The sequence below is a fragment of the Pseudomonas sp. BP11-1-1 genome, from assembly GCF_052112105.1.
Classification (GTDB): domain Bacteria; phylum Pseudomonadota; class Gammaproteobacteria; order Pseudomonadales; family Pseudomonadaceae; genus Aquipseudomonas; species Aquipseudomonas alvandae.
On sequence record NZ_JAUTYU010000011.1, the window covers coordinates 20,763 to 33,035 of the forward strand.

General features: G+C 55.1%; 26 protein-coding genes. All 26 read left to right on the plus strand.

All coding sequences use genetic code 11. From position 1 onward, the window contains the following. Window positions 1-19 precede the first annotated feature (19 nt). On the plus strand, window positions 20-331 hold the full coding sequence (rpsJ, locus tag Q7C33_RS19935; RefSeq protein WP_003186070.1) for a 30S ribosomal protein S10: 312 nt from the start codon (window positions 20-22) through the stop codon (window positions 329-331). Between the two features lie 80 nt (window positions 332-411). Further along, the gene (rplC, locus tag Q7C33_RS19940) at window positions 412-1,047 is read left to right on the plus strand and encodes a 50S ribosomal protein L3 (RefSeq protein ID WP_003186059.1); all 636 of its coding nucleotides are present in this window, start codon (window positions 412-414) and stop codon (window positions 1,045-1,047) included. Between the two features lie 12 nt (window positions 1,048-1,059). Next, window positions 1,060-1,662: a 50S ribosomal protein L4 gene (gene rplD, locus Q7C33_RS19945; RefSeq protein ID WP_003186057.1), complete on the plus strand. Its 603-nt coding sequence runs from the start codon at window positions 1,060-1,062 to the stop codon at window positions 1,660-1,662. After that, complete coding sequence (gene rplW / locus Q7C33_RS19950) at window positions 1,659-1,958, plus strand: 50S ribosomal protein L23 (RefSeq protein WP_002555488.1); 300 nt, start codon at window positions 1,659-1,661, stop codon at window positions 1,956-1,958. The genes rplD and rplW overlap by 4 nt, the downstream gene beginning before the upstream one ends. Before the next feature lie 14 nt (window positions 1,959-1,972). Then, window positions 1,973-2,797 (plus strand): 50S ribosomal protein L2, encoded by an 825-nt coding sequence (gene rplB, locus Q7C33_RS19955; protein WP_003186055.1) that lies wholly within the window; start codon window positions 1,973-1,975, stop codon window positions 2,795-2,797. A 16-nt stretch (window positions 2,798-2,813) separates the two neighbouring features. Further along, window positions 2,814-3,089, plus strand: coding sequence for a 30S ribosomal protein S19 (gene rpsS, locus Q7C33_RS19960; RefSeq protein WP_002555486.1), 276 nt, complete (start codon window positions 2,814-2,816; stop codon window positions 3,087-3,089). Between the two features lie 11 nt (window positions 3,090-3,100). Further along, window positions 3,101-3,433: a 50S ribosomal protein L22 gene (gene rplV, locus Q7C33_RS19965; RefSeq protein ID WP_003103908.1), complete on the plus strand. Its 333-nt coding sequence runs from the start codon at window positions 3,101-3,103 to the stop codon at window positions 3,431-3,433. A gap of 13 nt (window positions 3,434-3,446) precedes the next feature. After that, window positions 3,447-4,133 (plus strand): 30S ribosomal protein S3, encoded by a 687-nt coding sequence (gene rpsC / locus Q7C33_RS19970; protein ID WP_003176422.1) that lies wholly within the window; start codon window positions 3,447-3,449, stop codon window positions 4,131-4,133. 12 nt (window positions 4,134-4,145) lie between these two features. After that, window positions 4,146-4,559: a 50S ribosomal protein L16 gene (gene rplP, locus Q7C33_RS19975; protein WP_003186052.1), complete on the plus strand. Its 414-nt coding sequence runs from the start codon at window positions 4,146-4,148 to the stop codon at window positions 4,557-4,559. Continuing rightward, window positions 4,559-4,750, plus strand: coding sequence for a 50S ribosomal protein L29 (rpmC, locus tag Q7C33_RS19980; RefSeq protein ID WP_002555481.1), 192 nt, complete (start codon window positions 4,559-4,561; stop codon window positions 4,748-4,750). Before rplP ends, rpmC begins: the two co-directional genes overlap by 1 nt. Window positions 4,751-4,752: 2 nt before the next feature. Next, the gene (gene rpsQ, locus Q7C33_RS19985; RefSeq protein ID WP_003194644.1) at window positions 4,753-5,019 is read left to right on the plus strand and encodes a 30S ribosomal protein S17; all 267 of its coding nucleotides are present in this window, start codon (window positions 4,753-4,755) and stop codon (window positions 5,017-5,019) included. A gap of 23 nt (window positions 5,020-5,042) precedes the next feature. Continuing rightward, a complete protein-coding gene (gene rplN / locus Q7C33_RS19990; RefSeq protein WP_002555479.1) occupies window positions 5,043-5,411 on the plus strand; it encodes a 50S ribosomal protein L14 in 369 nt (122 codons plus the stop codon). 11 nt (window positions 5,412-5,422) lie between these two features. Next, window positions 5,423-5,737 carry a 50S ribosomal protein L24 gene (gene rplX / locus Q7C33_RS19995; protein WP_003186046.1) on the plus strand — a complete coding sequence of 105 codons (315 nt, stop codon included), beginning with the start codon at window positions 5,423-5,425 and terminating at the stop codon, window positions 5,735-5,737. 20 nt (window positions 5,738-5,757) lie between these two features. Beyond that, complete coding sequence (rplE, locus tag Q7C33_RS20000) at window positions 5,758-6,297, plus strand: 50S ribosomal protein L5 (RefSeq protein ID WP_030140492.1); 540 nt, start codon at window positions 5,758-5,760, stop codon at window positions 6,295-6,297. Between the two features lie 13 nt (window positions 6,298-6,310). After that, window positions 6,311-6,616, plus strand: a complete 306-nt coding sequence (gene rpsN, locus Q7C33_RS20005; protein WP_003186042.1) for a 30S ribosomal protein S14 — start codon at window positions 6,311-6,313, stop codon at window positions 6,614-6,616. Between the two features lie 210 nt (window positions 6,617-6,826). Beyond that, window positions 6,827-7,219 (plus strand): 30S ribosomal protein S8, encoded by a 393-nt coding sequence (rpsH, locus tag Q7C33_RS20010; RefSeq protein WP_017848802.1) that lies wholly within the window; start codon window positions 6,827-6,829, stop codon window positions 7,217-7,219. 12 nt (window positions 7,220-7,231) lie between these two features. Continuing rightward, window positions 7,232-7,765: a 50S ribosomal protein L6 gene (gene rplF, locus Q7C33_RS20015; protein ID WP_003186039.1), complete on the plus strand. Its 534-nt coding sequence runs from the start codon at window positions 7,232-7,234 to the stop codon at window positions 7,763-7,765. A 10-nt stretch (window positions 7,766-7,775) separates the two neighbouring features. Continuing rightward, window positions 7,776-8,126, plus strand: a complete 351-nt coding sequence (gene rplR, locus Q7C33_RS20020) for a 50S ribosomal protein L18 (protein WP_003186037.1) — start codon at window positions 7,776-7,778, stop codon at window positions 8,124-8,126. 3 nt (window positions 8,127-8,129) lie between these two features. Beyond that, window positions 8,130-8,630, plus strand: a complete 501-nt coding sequence (gene rpsE / locus Q7C33_RS20025; protein ID WP_003186035.1) for a 30S ribosomal protein S5 — start codon at window positions 8,130-8,132, stop codon at window positions 8,628-8,630. 2 nt (window positions 8,631-8,632) lie between these two features. Then, a complete protein-coding gene (gene rpmD / locus Q7C33_RS20030) occupies window positions 8,633-8,809 on the plus strand; it encodes a 50S ribosomal protein L30 (protein ID WP_003186033.1) in 177 nt (58 codons plus the stop codon). A 3-nt stretch (window positions 8,810-8,812) separates the two neighbouring features. Beyond that, complete coding sequence (gene rplO / locus Q7C33_RS20035) at window positions 8,813-9,250, plus strand: 50S ribosomal protein L15 (protein WP_003186032.1); 438 nt, start codon at window positions 8,813-8,815, stop codon at window positions 9,248-9,250. After that, the gene (secY, locus tag Q7C33_RS20040) at window positions 9,251-10,579 is read left to right on the plus strand and encodes a preprotein translocase subunit SecY (RefSeq protein ID WP_030140491.1); all 1,329 of its coding nucleotides are present in this window, start codon (window positions 9,251-9,253) and stop codon (window positions 10,577-10,579) included. 30 nt (window positions 10,580-10,609) lie between these two features. After that, window positions 10,610-10,726 carry a 50S ribosomal protein L36 gene (gene rpmJ / locus Q7C33_RS20045; protein WP_002555468.1) on the plus strand — a complete coding sequence of 39 codons (117 nt, stop codon included), beginning with the start codon at window positions 10,610-10,612 and terminating at the stop codon, window positions 10,724-10,726. A gap of 130 nt (window positions 10,727-10,856) precedes the next feature. Continuing rightward, window positions 10,857-11,213 (plus strand): 30S ribosomal protein S13, encoded by a 357-nt coding sequence (gene rpsM / locus Q7C33_RS20050; protein ID WP_003186020.1) that lies wholly within the window; start codon window positions 10,857-10,859, stop codon window positions 11,211-11,213. Window positions 11,214-11,243: 30 nt separating this feature from the next. After that, window positions 11,244-11,633 (plus strand): 30S ribosomal protein S11, encoded by a 390-nt coding sequence (rpsK, locus tag Q7C33_RS20055; RefSeq protein WP_002555466.1) that lies wholly within the window; start codon window positions 11,244-11,246, stop codon window positions 11,631-11,633. Between the two features lie 18 nt (window positions 11,634-11,651). After that, a complete protein-coding gene (gene rpsD / locus Q7C33_RS20060; RefSeq protein ID WP_003176404.1) occupies window positions 11,652-12,272 on the plus strand; it encodes a 30S ribosomal protein S4 in 621 nt (206 codons plus the stop codon). The last annotated feature ends 1 nt before the right edge of the window (window position 12,273 follow it).

A 12,273-nucleotide genomic window follows, 5' to 3' on the forward strand; every position in this document is an offset into this window, starting at 1 on the left:
AGCCGGAGTCTGAAATCCAATGCAAAATCAGCAAATCCGTATCAGGTTGAAGGCTTTTGACCATCGCCTGATCGACCAATCCACCCAGGAAATCGTGGAAACCGCGAAACGTACTGGTGCTCAAGTGCGTGGTCCAATTCCACTGCCTACCCGTAAAGAGCGGTTCACCGTTCTGGTCTCCCCGCACGTCAACAAAGACGCGCGTGACCAGTACGAGATCCGTACTCATAAGCGCGTTCTGGACATCGTCCAGCCAACGGATAAAACCGTTGATGCTCTTATGAAGCTCGATCTTGCGGCCGGTGTGGAAGTGCAGATCAGCCTCGGCTAAGACTCGGTCTTAGTCGTGTAACGCTCTGAAATGGGCGGCCATAGCGGGTGAAAGCCCCGTACACTCATGAGGTTTACAACATGACTATTGGTGTAGTCGGTCGTAAATGCGGTATGACCCGTATTTTCACCGAAGAAGGTGTCTCCATTCCGGTCACGGTCATTGAGATCGAGCCGAATCGCGTCACCCAGTTCAAAACTGAAGAGACCGATGGCTATCGTGCAGTGCAAGTCACTGTCGGCGAGCGTCGCGCTTCGCGTGTAACAGCAGCTCAGGCTGGCCACTTCGCCAAGGCGAACGTTGCCGCTGGTCGTACCGTAATGGAATTCCGCCTTGAAGAAGGCGAGTACCAGGCTGGCGATCTGATCAACGCTGAAATCTTCGCCGCTGGTCAACTGGTTGATGTAACCGGTCAGTCCAAGGGTAAAGGCTTCCAGGGTACGATCAAGCGTTGGAACTTCCGCGGGCAAGATAACACCCACGGTAACTCCGTATCCCACCGCGTTCCAGGCTCTATCGGCCAGTGCCAGACTCCTGGTCGTGTATTCAAGGGCAAGAAAATGTCCGGTCATATGGGCGCTGAGCGCGTGACCGTGCAGTCCCTCGAAGTAGTGCGCGTGGACGCTGAACGCAATCTGTTGTTGGTCAAGGGCGCTGTTCCTGGCGCTACTGGCGGCAACTTGGTTGTACGTCCAGCAGCCAAGGCTCGCGGTTAAGGGGAAGCTGACATGCAATTAAATGTAAATGACGCTCAAGCGATCGAAGTTTCCGAACTGACATTTGGCGGCGAATTCAACGAGACGCTGGTTCACCAAGCAGTCGTGGCCTACATGGCTGGCGGCCGTCAAGGTAGCAAGCAGCAAAAGACCCGTTCCGACGTTTCCGGTGGCGGTAAGCGCCCATGGCGTCAGAAAGGTACTGGCCGTGCTCGTGCCGGTACTATCCGTAGCCCAATCTGGCGTGGCGGCGGTACCACTTTCGCAGCTCGTCCTCAGGATCACTCCCAGAAGCTGAACAAGAAGATGTATCGCGCAGCAATGCGTTCCATTCTTGCTGAGCTGGTGCGTACTGATCGTCTGGTCGTGGTTCAGGACTTCGCTGTCGAAGCACCGAAAACCAAAGATCTGCTGAACAAGCTGAACGGCATGGGCCTGACTGACGTCCTGATCGTGTCTGACGCTGTTGATCAGAACCTGTACCTGGCTGCTCGCAACCTGCCACACGTCGACGTTCGTGACGTGCAAGGTTCCGATCCGGTCAGTCTGATCGCATACGACAAGGTGTTGATCACCGTGTCGGCCGTGAAGAAATTCGAGGAGCTGCTGGGATGAACCAGGAACGCGTATTTAAAGTTCTGCTTGGCCCGCACGTTTCCGAGAAGGCTACGGTTCTGGCAGACAAGAAAGGCCAGTTCGTTTTCAAGGTTGCGACCGACGCAACCAAGCTGGAAATCAAGAAGGCCGTCGAAAGCCTGTTCAGCGTGAAAGTAGAGCGCGTGACTACCCTGAACGTTCTGGGTAAAAGCAAGCGCACTGCTCGCGGTCTGGGCAAGCGTAATGACTGGAAGAAGGCAGTTATCTCCCTTCAGCCAGGCCAAGATCTCGATTTCAGCAGCAGTGCTGAGTAAGGAAGGGGTGCATCATGGCAATCGTTAAATGCAAACCGACTTCCCCTGGCCGCCGTTTTGTGGTCAAGGTGGTCAACCAGGAGCTGCATAAAGGCGCTCCTCACGCACCGCTGCTCGAGAAAAAATCGAAGTCTGGTGGTCGTAACAACAATGGCCGTATTACCACTCGTCACATCGGTGGTGGTCATAAGCAGCATTACCGTCTGGTCGACTTCCGTCGCAACGACAAGGATGGCATCGCTGCCACCGTCGAGCGTATCGAATACGATCCAAACCGTACTGCTCACATCGCTCTGCTGCTGTACGCAGATGGCGAGCGTCGCTACATCATCGCCCCTAAAGGCGTGAGCGCTGGCGACCAGCTGATCGCAGGTGCCTTGGCACCGATCAAGCCGGGCAACGCTCTGCAGCTGCGCAACATTCCAGTTGGTAGCACCGTACACGGCATCGAATTGAAGCCAGGTAAAGGCGCGCAAATCGCTCGTTCCGCTGGTGCTTCGGCTCAGCTGATCGCTCGTGAAGGTGTCTACGTGACCCTGCGTCTGCGTTCTGGTGAGATGCGTAAAGTACTGGCTGAATGCCGTGCGACCCTGGGCGAAGTCTCGAACTCCGAGCACAGCCTGCGTTCGTTGGGTAAAGCTGGTGCCAAGCGCTGGCGTGGCGTTCGCCCAACCGTTCGTGGTGTTGCCATGAACCCGGTTGACCACCCACATGGTGGTGGTGAAGGTCGTACCTCTGGTGGTCGTCATCCGGTATCGCCATGGGGCTTCCCGACTAAGGGCGCGAAGACTCGTGGTAATAAGCGTACCGACAAAATGATCGTCCGTCGTCGCAAGTAAATAGAGGGATACGACAGTGCCACGTTCTCTGAAAAAAGGTCCTTTTATTGATCTTCACCTACTGAAGAAGATCGAAGTGGCGGCGGAAAAGAACGATCGCAAACCAGTTAAGACCTGGTCGCGCCGTTCGATGATCCTGCCACAAATGGTCGGTCTGACCATTGCTGTACACAACGGTCGTCAACACGTCCCAGTTCTCGTTAACGAAGACATGGTCGGCCACAAACTGGGCGAGTTCGCCGGTACCCGCACTTATCGCGGGCACGTGGCAGACAAGAAAGCCAAGCGTTAAGGGGTTAGGAAATGGAAGTAGCCGCTAAGTTGTCGGGCGCTCGAATCTCCGCCCAGAAAGCCCGCTTGGTCGCCGACCAGATCCGCGGGAAGAAGGTGGGCGAAGCGCTCAACCTGTTGGCTTTCAGCAGTAAGAAAGCCGCCGAGATCATGAAAAAAGTGCTGGAGTCGGCCGTAGCCAACGCCGAGCATAACGAAGGCGCAGACGTTGATGACCTGAAGGTCAGCACCGTTTTCGTCAACGAAGGGCGTTCGCTGAAGCGCATCATGCCACGTGCCAAAGGCCGTGCTGATCGCATCGTCAAGCGGTCTTGCCATATCACTGTCAAGGTTGCTGACAAGTAACGGAGTCGAAGAGATGGGTCAGAAAGTACATCCCATTGGCATTCGCCTGGGAATCGTCAAGGAGCACACCTCCGTCTGGTACGCAGACGGTCGGACTTATGCGGACTACTTGTTCGCTGATCTGAAGGTGCGTGAGTATCTCCAAGACAAACTAAAAAGCGCGTCCGTCAGCCGTATCGATATCCATCGTCCGGCTCAGACTGCACGTATCACCATCCACACCGCTCGCCCAGGTATCGTTATCGGGAAGAAAGGTGAAGATGTTGAGAAACTGCGTCAGGACCTGACCAAGCAAATGGGTGTGCCTGTGCACATCAATATCGAAGAGATCCGCAAGCCGGAACTCGACGGTATGCTGGTTGCGCAGAGCGTAGCTCAGCAGCTGGAGCGTCGTGTAATGTTCCGTCGCGCTATGAAGCGCGCTGTACAGAACGCAATGCGCATTGGTGCCAAAGGCATCAAAATCCAAGTGAGCGGTCGTCTCGGCGGTGCTGAAATCGCACGTACTGAATGGTATCGCGAAGGTCGTGTGCCACTGCACACCCTGCGTGCCGACATCGACTATGCCAACTACGAAGCTCACACCACCTACGGTGTGATCGGTGTAAAGGTTTGGATCTTCAAAGGCGAAGTAATTGGTGGTCGCCAAGAAGAACTGAAGCCACAAGCACCAGCGCCTCGTAAAAAAGCTGCTAAGTAAGGGGTACGCCAAATGTTGCAACCAAAGCGTACGAAGTTCCGCAAGCAGATGACCGGTCACAACCGTGGCCTGGCATTGCGCGGTAGCAAAGTCAGCTTCGGCGAGTTCGCGCTGAAGTCTGTTGCTCGTGGTCGTCTCACCGCTCGTCAGATCGAGTCAGCGCGTCGTGCTCTGACCCGTCACGTAAAACGTGGCGGCAAGATCTGGATCCGTGTATTCCCGGACAAGCCTGTCACCAAGAAGCCACTCGAAGTTCGGATGGGTAAAGGTAAGGGTAACGTGGAGTACTGGGTTGCCCAGATTCAGCCAGGCAAAGTCCTGTATGAAATCGAGGGTGTTTCTGAAGAGCTGGCGCGTGAGGCTTTCGCCCTGGCTGCTGCAAAGCTGCCGCTCGCCACCTCCTTTGTTAAACGGACGGTGATGTGATGAAAGCGAATGAACTTCGTGAAAAATCCGCACAGCAGCTGAACGAGCAACTGCTCGGCCTGCTGCGCGACCAGTTCAATCTGCGCATGCAGAAAGCAACTGGCCAGTTGGGGCAGTCTCATCTGCTCTCGCAAGTTAAGCGTGACATCGCTCGCGTGAAAACTGTGCTCAACCAGCAGGCAGGTAAGTGATCATGGCTGAAGCCGAAAAAACTGTCCGTACGCTGACTGGCCGTGTTGTCAGCGACAAGATGGACAAAACCATCACCGTTCTGATCGAGCGTCGCGTTAAGCACCCGATCTACGGTAAATACGTTAAGCGTTCGACTAAGCTGCACGCGCACGACGAAACCAATCAGTGCCACATCGGCGACAAGGTCACTATTCGTGAAACTCGTCCGATGGCCAAGACCAAATCTTGGGCGCTGGTTGATGTTCTCGAACGCGCTGTGGAAGTCTAAGGGCTAGGGGTCGGAGAAATTATATGATTCAGACTCAATCCATGCTCGATGTGGCCGATAACAGCGGCGCTCGCCGCGTTATGTGCATCAAGGTGCTGGGTGGCTCCCATCGTCGTTACGCTGGTATCGGTGACATCATCAAAGTTACCGTCAAGGAAGCAATTCCTCGCGGTAAGGTGAAGAAAGGTCAAGTGATGACTGCTGTTGTAGTCCGCACTCGCCACGGTGTTCGTCGTGCTGACGGCTCCATCATCCGCTTTGATGGCAACGCTGCTGTTCTGTTGAACAACAAGCAAGAGCCAATCGGCACCCGTATCTTTGGGCCAGTGACCCGTGAACTTCGTACTGAGAAGTTTATGAAGATCGTCTCGCTCGCCCCAGAAGTGCTGTAAGGAGATCCGACATGCAAAAGATTCGTCGTGACGACGAGATCATCGTGATCGCCGGCAAAGACAAGGGTAAGCGCGGTAAGGTGCTGAAGGTTCTTGCTGACAACCGTCTGGTTGTTGGTGGTCTGAACCTGGTCAAGCGTCATACCAAGCCTAACCCGATGTCGGGCGTACAGGGCGGTATCGTCGAGAAAGAAGCGCCACTGCACGCTTCCAACGTCGCCATTTTCAACGGCGAAACCAACAAGGCTGACCGCGTTGGTTTCAAAGTAGAAGACGGTAAGAAAATTCGTGTCTTCAAGTCGACCCAAAAAGCGGTTGATGCTTGAACACTGCTAGGTAGAAGACCATGGCACGACTAAAAGAGATTTACCGGAAGGAAATCGCACCGAAACTTAAGGAAGAACTTAAGCTTTCGAACGTGATGGAAGTTCCGCGCGTTACCAAAATCACCCTGAACATGGGTCTGGGCGAAGCGATCGGCGACAAAAAAGTCATCGAGCACGCTGTTGCTGACCTGGAAAAGATCACCGGCCAGAAAGTCGTCGTGACCTACGCTCGGAAATCCATCGCTGGCTTTAAAGTCCGTGAAGGTTGGCCGATCGGCGTCAAGGTGACCCTGCGCCGTGAGCGTATGTACGAGTTCCTGGATCGTCTGCTGTCGATCTCCCTGCCTCGGGTTCGCGACTTCCGCGGCCTGAATGCCAAGTCCTTCGATGGTCGTGGCAACTACAGCATGGGCGTAAAAGAGCAGATCATTTTCCCGGAAATCGATTACGACAAGATCGATGCTCTCCGCGGTCTGGACATTACCCTGACCACCACTGCTCGGACGGATGAAGAAGGTCGCGCATTGCTGCGTGCTTTCAAATTCCCGTTCCGCAACTGATTGGAGTAGGACAATGGCCAAGAAGAGCATGAAGAACCGTGAGCTGAAGCGTCAGCTCACCGTTGCCAAGTACGCCACCAAGCGTGCAGCGCTGAAAGCTATCATCGTTGATCTGAACGCAAGTCCAGAAGCGCGTTGGGAAGCTACCGTAGCACTGCAGAAGCAGCCACGTGACGCGAGCGCTTCGCGCATGCGTAACCGCTGCCGCCTGACTGGTCGTCCGCACGGCGTGTACCGCAAGTTCGGCCTCGGCCGTAACATGCTGCGTCAAGCTGCTATGCGTGGTGACGTTCCAGGTCTGGTTAAAGCCAGCTGGTAAGCACTGTCAAAGTCACGATGTTCGGGGTCGCAAGATCCTGACCATCGGTGGCCTTGAACTTGAATCAAGCCCCTTTTGGGGCTTGATTCATTTCTGGGGTGTGTCTAGAATACCCGGCTCGCCTGAGCCCGTGTTTTTATTGCGCGGATGCGCTCGGCGACACGTACTAGCCGAAAGGCTAATTTTTTGTGTATTAGGAGCGTCTAGCCCATGAGTATGCAGGACCCGTTAGCGGACATGCTAACTCGTATCCGTAATGCCCAGATGGCTGAAAAGTCCGTCGTAAGCATGCCATCTTCTACGTTGAAGGTAGCTGTTGCCAAAGTCCTGAAGGACGAAGGTTACATTGCGGGTTATCAGATCAGCAGCGAAATCAAGCCTCTGCTGTCCATCGAGCTGAAGTACTTCGAAGGCCGTCCGGTCATCGAGGAAGTGAAGCGCGTTAGCCGTCCTGGCCTGCGTCAGTACAAGTCCGTTGAGGATCTGCCGAAAGTTCGTGGCGGCCTGGGCGTGTCTATCGTCTCCACCAACAAAGGTGTGATGACGGATCGTGCTGCGCGCGCTGCCGGTGTCGGCGGCGAAGTTCTTTGCACTGTGTTCTAAGGGGGGATAAGCATGTCACGCGTCGCTAAGAACCCCGTTAAGCTGCCAGCCGGTGTCGAAGTCAAATTCGCAGGCCAACAGCTTTCGGTGAAGGGTGCCAAGGGCACTCTGCAACTGAACATCCATTCGTCCGTTGAGATCGTTGAAGAAGCTGGTGAGCTGCGTTTCGCTGCTCGCAATGGCGATCAACAGACTCGCGCAATGGCTGGTACCACTCGTGCGTTGGTAAACAACATGGTCCAAGGCGTAAGCCAAGGCTTCGAGCGCAAGCTCCAGCTGGTCGGTGTTGGTTACAAAGCGCAAGCAAAAGGCACAGTGCTGAACCTGGCTCTTGGCTTCTCGCACCCAGTGGATTATGAACTGCCGGAAGGCATCACCGCTGAGACTCCTAGCCAGACCGATATCCTGATCAAGGGCATCGACAAGCAGCTGGTAGGTCAAGTGGCCGCCGAGATCCGCGACTTCCGTCCACCAGAGCCGTACAAAGGCAAGGGTGTGCGCTACGCGGACGAAGTCGTCCGTCGTAAAGAAGCCAAGAAGAAGTAGGGCATAGCAAATGACCGACAAAAAAGTTACTCGACTGCGTCGCGCTCGCAAAGCACGCCTGAAAATGCACGAACTCGAAGTCGTGCGTCTCTGCGTGTTCCGCTCGTCGCAGCACATCTACGCCCAGGTCATTTCGGCCGACGGCAACAAAGTCCTGGCAAGTGCCTCGACTTTGGATAAAGAACTGCGTGATGGTGCCACTGGCAACATCGACGCGGCCACTAAGGTTGGCCAGCTGGTCGCTACGCGTGCTAAAGCCGCTGGCGTCTCGCAGGTGGCTTTCGACCGCTCTGGCTTCAAGTACCACGGCCGCGTCAAGGCGCTGGCTGATGCTGCTCGTGAAGCTGGGCTGGAGTTCTAAGTTATGTCAAATAACGACCAAAAGCGCGACGAAGGCTACATCGAGAAGCTGGTTCAAGTTAACCGCGTAGCCAAAACCGTTAAAGGCGGCCGTATCTTCACTTTCACCGCGTTGACCGTGGTGGGTGATGGTAAGGGCCGTGTTGGCTTCGGCCGTGGCAAGTCGCGTGAAGTGCCTGCTGCGATCCAGAAGGCAATGGAAGCTGCTCGCCGCAACATGATCCAGGTTGATCTGAACGGCACCACTCTGCAGTACGCAATGAAGTCCGCCCATGGCGCTTCGAAGGTGTACATGCAGCCTGCTTCTGAAGGTACCGGTATCATCGCTGGCGGCGCTATGCGTGCCGTCCTCGAAGTTGCTGGCGTTCAGAACGTTCTGGCCAAGTGCTACGGCTCGACTAACCCTGTAAACGTGGTTCACGCCACTTTCAAGGGTTTGAAAGCAATGCAGTCTCCTGAATCCATTGCCGCCAAGCGTGGCAAAAGCGTCAAGGAGATCTTCTGATCATGGCTACCGTAAAAGTTACGCTGATCAAAAGCATGACCGGCCGCATCCCTAACCACAAACTGTGCGTTAAGGGTCTGGGTCTGCGTCGCATCGGTCACACTGTAGAAGTCCTGGATACTCCCGAGAATCGCGGGATGATCAACAAGGCTTACTACATGCTGCGTGTCGAGGGTTAATCGATGAAACTCAATGATCTGAGTCCAGCGCCGGGTTCCCGTCGCGAAAAGCATCGTCCGGGCCGTGGTATCGGTAGTGGTTTGGGCAAGACCGGTGGCCGTGGCCACAAAGGTCAGACCTCCCGCTCCGGTGGCACTATTGCTCCAGGCTTTGAAGGCGGTCAACAGCCGCTGCATCGTCGCCTGCCGAAGTTCGGTTTCGTTTCCCTGAAAGCCATGGACCGCGCAGAAGTGCGTCTGTCCGAACTGGCCAAAGTGGACGGCGACATCGTCACCGTGCAGTCCCTGAAGGATGCCAACGTGATCAACCAGAACGTACAGCGTGTGAAAATCATGCTGTCGGGCGAAGTTGCTCGTGCTGTCACCATCGGAAAGGGAATCGGCGCCACCAAAGGTGCGCGTGCGGCTATCGAAGCAGCTGGCGGCAAGTTCGAGGAATAAATGGCTAAGCAAGGTGCTCTCTCTGCGCTCGGCAAAGGCGGTATGTCTGAACTCTGGGCTCGTCTGCGTTTTCTGTTCCTGGCGATTATCGTCTACCGAATAGGCGCACACATCCCGGTTCCAGGTATCAACCCGGACCGACTCGCGGACCTGTTTCGACAGAATGAGGGGACCATTCTTAGCTTGTTCAACATGTTTTCCGGCGGCGCGCTGGAACGGATGAGCATTTTTGCATTGGGGATCATGCCGTACATCTCGGCATCGATCATCATGCAGTTGATGACCGCCGTCAGCCCGCAGCTGGAGCAGTTGAAGAAGGAAGGTGAAGCTGGCCGTCGCAAGATCAGCCAGTACACCCGCTACGGCACTGTCGTCCTCGCTCTCGTTCAAGCCATTGGCATGTCCATTGGCCTGGCTGGGCAGGGCGTATCGTTCACTGGTGACTTTAGCTTCCATTTCGTTGCGGTAACCACGTTTGTGGCGGGCGCAATGTTCATGATGTGGCTGGGTGAGCAGATTACTGAGCGTGGTGTTGGCAACGGTATCTCGATGTTGATTTTCGCAGGTATCGTCGCCGGTCTTCCGAGAGCAATCGGGCAGTCTTTCGAGTCTGCGCGTCAGGGCGATATCAACATTTTTGCCTTGGTTGCCATCGGTTTGCTGGCAGTAGCGATTATCGGTTTCGTGGTGTTCATTGAGCGTGGCCAGCGTCGTATTGCTGTTCACTACGCCAAGCGTCAGCAGGGCCGCAAGGTGTTTGCTGCGCAGACCAGCCACTTGCCGTTGAAGGTGAACATGGCCGGCGTTATCCCGGCCATTTTCGCGAGCAGCATCCTGCTGTTCCCGGCTTCGTTGGGTGCCTGGTTCGGCCAGTCTGAAGGTATGGGCTGGTTGCAGGACATCTCGCAGTCGATCGCTCCTGGTCAGCCGTTGAATATTCTGCTGTTTAGTGCAGGGATTATTTTCTTCTGCTTCTTCTATACGGCGTTGATGTTCAATCCGAAAGACGTAGCGGAAAACCTGAAGAAGTCCGGTGCCTTTATTCCGGGCATCCGTCCTGGTGAGCAGTCTGCGCGCTACATTGATGGCGTTCTGACTCGCTTGACCATGTTCGGTGCTCTTTACATGACGGCCGTCTGCCTGCTTCCCCAGTTCCTGGTGGTTGCGGCAAACGTACCGTTCTACCTTGGCGGGACCTCGTTGCTGATCGTGGTCGTGGTTGTGATGGACTTCATGTCCCAAGTACAATCGCACCTCGTTTCGCACCAGTACGAATCCCTGATGAAGAAAGCCAACCTGAAGGGCTACGGCAGCGGCATGTTGCGCTGAGTAGCGTCCATAAGGTTCGAGGAGTTGGTGATGAAAGTTCGTGCATCGGTGAAAAAGCTGTGCCGTAACTGCAAGATTATTCGCCGCGAAGGTGTTGTTCGGGTAATTTGCAGCGCGGAACCGCGTCACAAACAGCGCCAAGGCTGAGTGTGATTGTGCTTTAAGCCCGGCAGCTAGTGCGCTGCCGGGTTGATTATTTGTTATTACAGCGATATTATCTCGCGCCCTATTTCTTGGCTTCCGGGGCGTAGGTAGCTGTCAATTGGAGTCCCACTGAATGGCCCGTATTGCAGGCGTCAACATTCCAGATAACAAGCATACTGTTATCTCGCTGACCTACATCTATGGTGTTGGTCGCACTACTGCACAGAAAATTTGTGCAGTGACTGGGGTTAACCCAGCGGCAAAGATCAAGGATCTGAGCGACGAGCAAATTGAACAGCTGCGTGGCGAAGTGGCGAAGTTCACCACTGAAGGTGACCTGCGTCGCGAAATCAACATGAAAATCAAGCGCTTGATGGACCTCGGTTGCTATCGCGGTCTGCGTCATCGTCGTGGTCTGCCAGTACGCGGTCAGCGTACCAAGACCAACGCGCGTACCCGTAAAGGTCCGCGTAAGCCGATCCGCAAGTAATCGCCCCAGCGAATCGACAGGAATTTAATCATGGCAAAACCTGCTGCTCGTCCTCGTAAAAAAGTTAAAAAGACAGTGGTTGATGGCATCGCCCACATCCATGCTTCTTTTAACAACACCATCGTGACCATTACCGACCGTCAAGGTAACGCTCTTTCCTGGGCTACCTCCGGTGGTTCGGGTTTCCGCGGTTCCCGCAAGTCCACCCCGTTCGCTGCTCAAGTAGCTGCTGAGCGTGCTGGTCAAGCTGCGCTGGAATACGGCCTGAAAAACCTCGACGTCAACGTCAAAGGTCCAGGTCCAGGTCGTGAATCCGCAGTCCGCGCTTTGAACGGCTGTGGCTACAAGATCGCCAGCATCACCGACGTGACGCCAATCCCGCACAACGGGTGCCGTCCGCCGAAGAAGCGCCGCGTGTAATCCAGGAGATTGTAAAGAATGGCTCGTTACATTGGTCCAAAATGCAAACTCGCTCGTCGCGAAGGCACCGATCTCTTCCTGAAGAGCGGCGTGCGCGCGATCGAATCGAAGTGCAACATTGAAGCAGCACCTGGTATCCACGGCCAACGCCGCGGTCGCCAGTCCGACTACGGCACCCAACTGCGTGAAAAGCAGAAGGTCCGTCGTATCTACGGCGTTCTCGAGCGTCAATTCAGCGGCTACTACAAAGAAGCTGCTGGCAAGAAAGGCGCAACCGGCGAAAACCTGTTGCAACTGCTCGAATGCCGCCTGGACAACGTTGTATACCGTATGGGTTTCGGTTCTACTCGTGCCGAATCCCGTCAGCTGGTATCGCACAAGTCGATCAGCGTTAACGGCCAGACCGTAAACGTTCCGTCCTACCAGGTTCGTGCTGGTGACGTGGTTGCTGTTCGCGAGAAAGCAAAGAACCAACTTCGCATTGTCCAAGCTCTCGATCTGTGTGCCCAACGTGGCCGCGTAGAATGGGTAGAAGTAGACACTGAGAAGAAGTCGGGCGTTTTCAAGAACGTTCCTGCTCGCAGTGATCTGTCCGCCGACATCAACGAAAGCCTGATTGTCGAGCTCTACTCCAAGTAAG

Excerpts from the sequence above, each read along its gene's own strand:
- rpsJ (WP_003186070.1), top strand. The coding sequence starts at position 20 with ATGCAAAATCAGCAAATCCGTATCAGGTTGAAGGCTTTTGACCATCGC.
- rplC (WP_003186059.1), top strand. The coding sequence starts at position 412 with ATGACTATTGGTGTAGTCGGTCGTAAATGCGGTATGACCCGTATTTTC.
- rplD (WP_003186057.1), top strand. The coding sequence starts at position 1,060 with ATGCAATTAAATGTAAATGACGCTCAAGCGATCGAAGTTTCCGAACTG.
- rplW (WP_002555488.1), top strand. The coding sequence starts at position 1,659 with ATGAACCAGGAACGCGTATTTAAAGTTCTGCTTGGCCCGCACGTTTCC.
- rplB (WP_003186055.1), top strand. The coding sequence starts at position 1,973 with ATGGCAATCGTTAAATGCAAACCGACTTCCCCTGGCCGCCGTTTTGTG.
- rplV (WP_003103908.1), top strand. The coding sequence starts at position 3,101 with ATGGAAGTAGCCGCTAAGTTGTCGGGCGCTCGAATCTCCGCCCAGAAA.
- rpsC (WP_003176422.1), top strand. The coding sequence starts at position 3,447 with ATGGGTCAGAAAGTACATCCCATTGGCATTCGCCTGGGAATCGTCAAG.
- rplP (WP_003186052.1), top strand. The coding sequence starts at position 4,146 with ATGTTGCAACCAAAGCGTACGAAGTTCCGCAAGCAGATGACCGGTCAC.
- rpmC (WP_002555481.1), top strand. The coding sequence starts at position 4,559 with ATGAAAGCGAATGAACTTCGTGAAAAATCCGCACAGCAGCTGAACGAG.
- rpsQ (WP_003194644.1), top strand. The coding sequence starts at position 4,753 with ATGGCTGAAGCCGAAAAAACTGTCCGTACGCTGACTGGCCGTGTTGTC.
- rplN (WP_002555479.1), top strand. The coding sequence starts at position 5,043 with ATGATTCAGACTCAATCCATGCTCGATGTGGCCGATAACAGCGGCGCT.
- rplX (WP_003186046.1), top strand. The coding sequence starts at position 5,423 with ATGCAAAAGATTCGTCGTGACGACGAGATCATCGTGATCGCCGGCAAA.
- rplE (WP_030140492.1), top strand. The coding sequence starts at position 5,758 with ATGGCACGACTAAAAGAGATTTACCGGAAGGAAATCGCACCGAAACTT.
- rpsN (WP_003186042.1), top strand. The coding sequence starts at position 6,311 with ATGGCCAAGAAGAGCATGAAGAACCGTGAGCTGAAGCGTCAGCTCACC.
- rpsH (WP_017848802.1), top strand. The coding sequence starts at position 6,827 with ATGAGTATGCAGGACCCGTTAGCGGACATGCTAACTCGTATCCGTAAT.
- rplF (WP_003186039.1), top strand. The coding sequence starts at position 7,232 with ATGTCACGCGTCGCTAAGAACCCCGTTAAGCTGCCAGCCGGTGTCGAA.
- rplR (WP_003186037.1), top strand. The coding sequence starts at position 7,776 with ATGACCGACAAAAAAGTTACTCGACTGCGTCGCGCTCGCAAAGCACGC.
- rpsE (WP_003186035.1), top strand. The coding sequence starts at position 8,130 with ATGTCAAATAACGACCAAAAGCGCGACGAAGGCTACATCGAGAAGCTG.
- rpmD (WP_003186033.1), top strand. The coding sequence starts at position 8,633 with ATGGCTACCGTAAAAGTTACGCTGATCAAAAGCATGACCGGCCGCATC.
- rplO (WP_003186032.1), top strand. The coding sequence starts at position 8,813 with ATGAAACTCAATGATCTGAGTCCAGCGCCGGGTTCCCGTCGCGAAAAG.
- secY (WP_030140491.1), top strand. The coding sequence starts at position 9,251 with ATGGCTAAGCAAGGTGCTCTCTCTGCGCTCGGCAAAGGCGGTATGTCT.
- rpmJ (WP_002555468.1), top strand. The coding sequence starts at position 10,610 with ATGAAAGTTCGTGCATCGGTGAAAAAGCTGTGCCGTAACTGCAAGATT.
- rpsM (WP_003186020.1), top strand. The coding sequence starts at position 10,857 with ATGGCCCGTATTGCAGGCGTCAACATTCCAGATAACAAGCATACTGTT.
- rpsK (WP_002555466.1), top strand. The coding sequence starts at position 11,244 with ATGGCAAAACCTGCTGCTCGTCCTCGTAAAAAAGTTAAAAAGACAGTG.
- rpsD (WP_003176404.1), top strand. The coding sequence starts at position 11,652 with ATGGCTCGTTACATTGGTCCAAAATGCAAACTCGCTCGTCGCGAAGGC.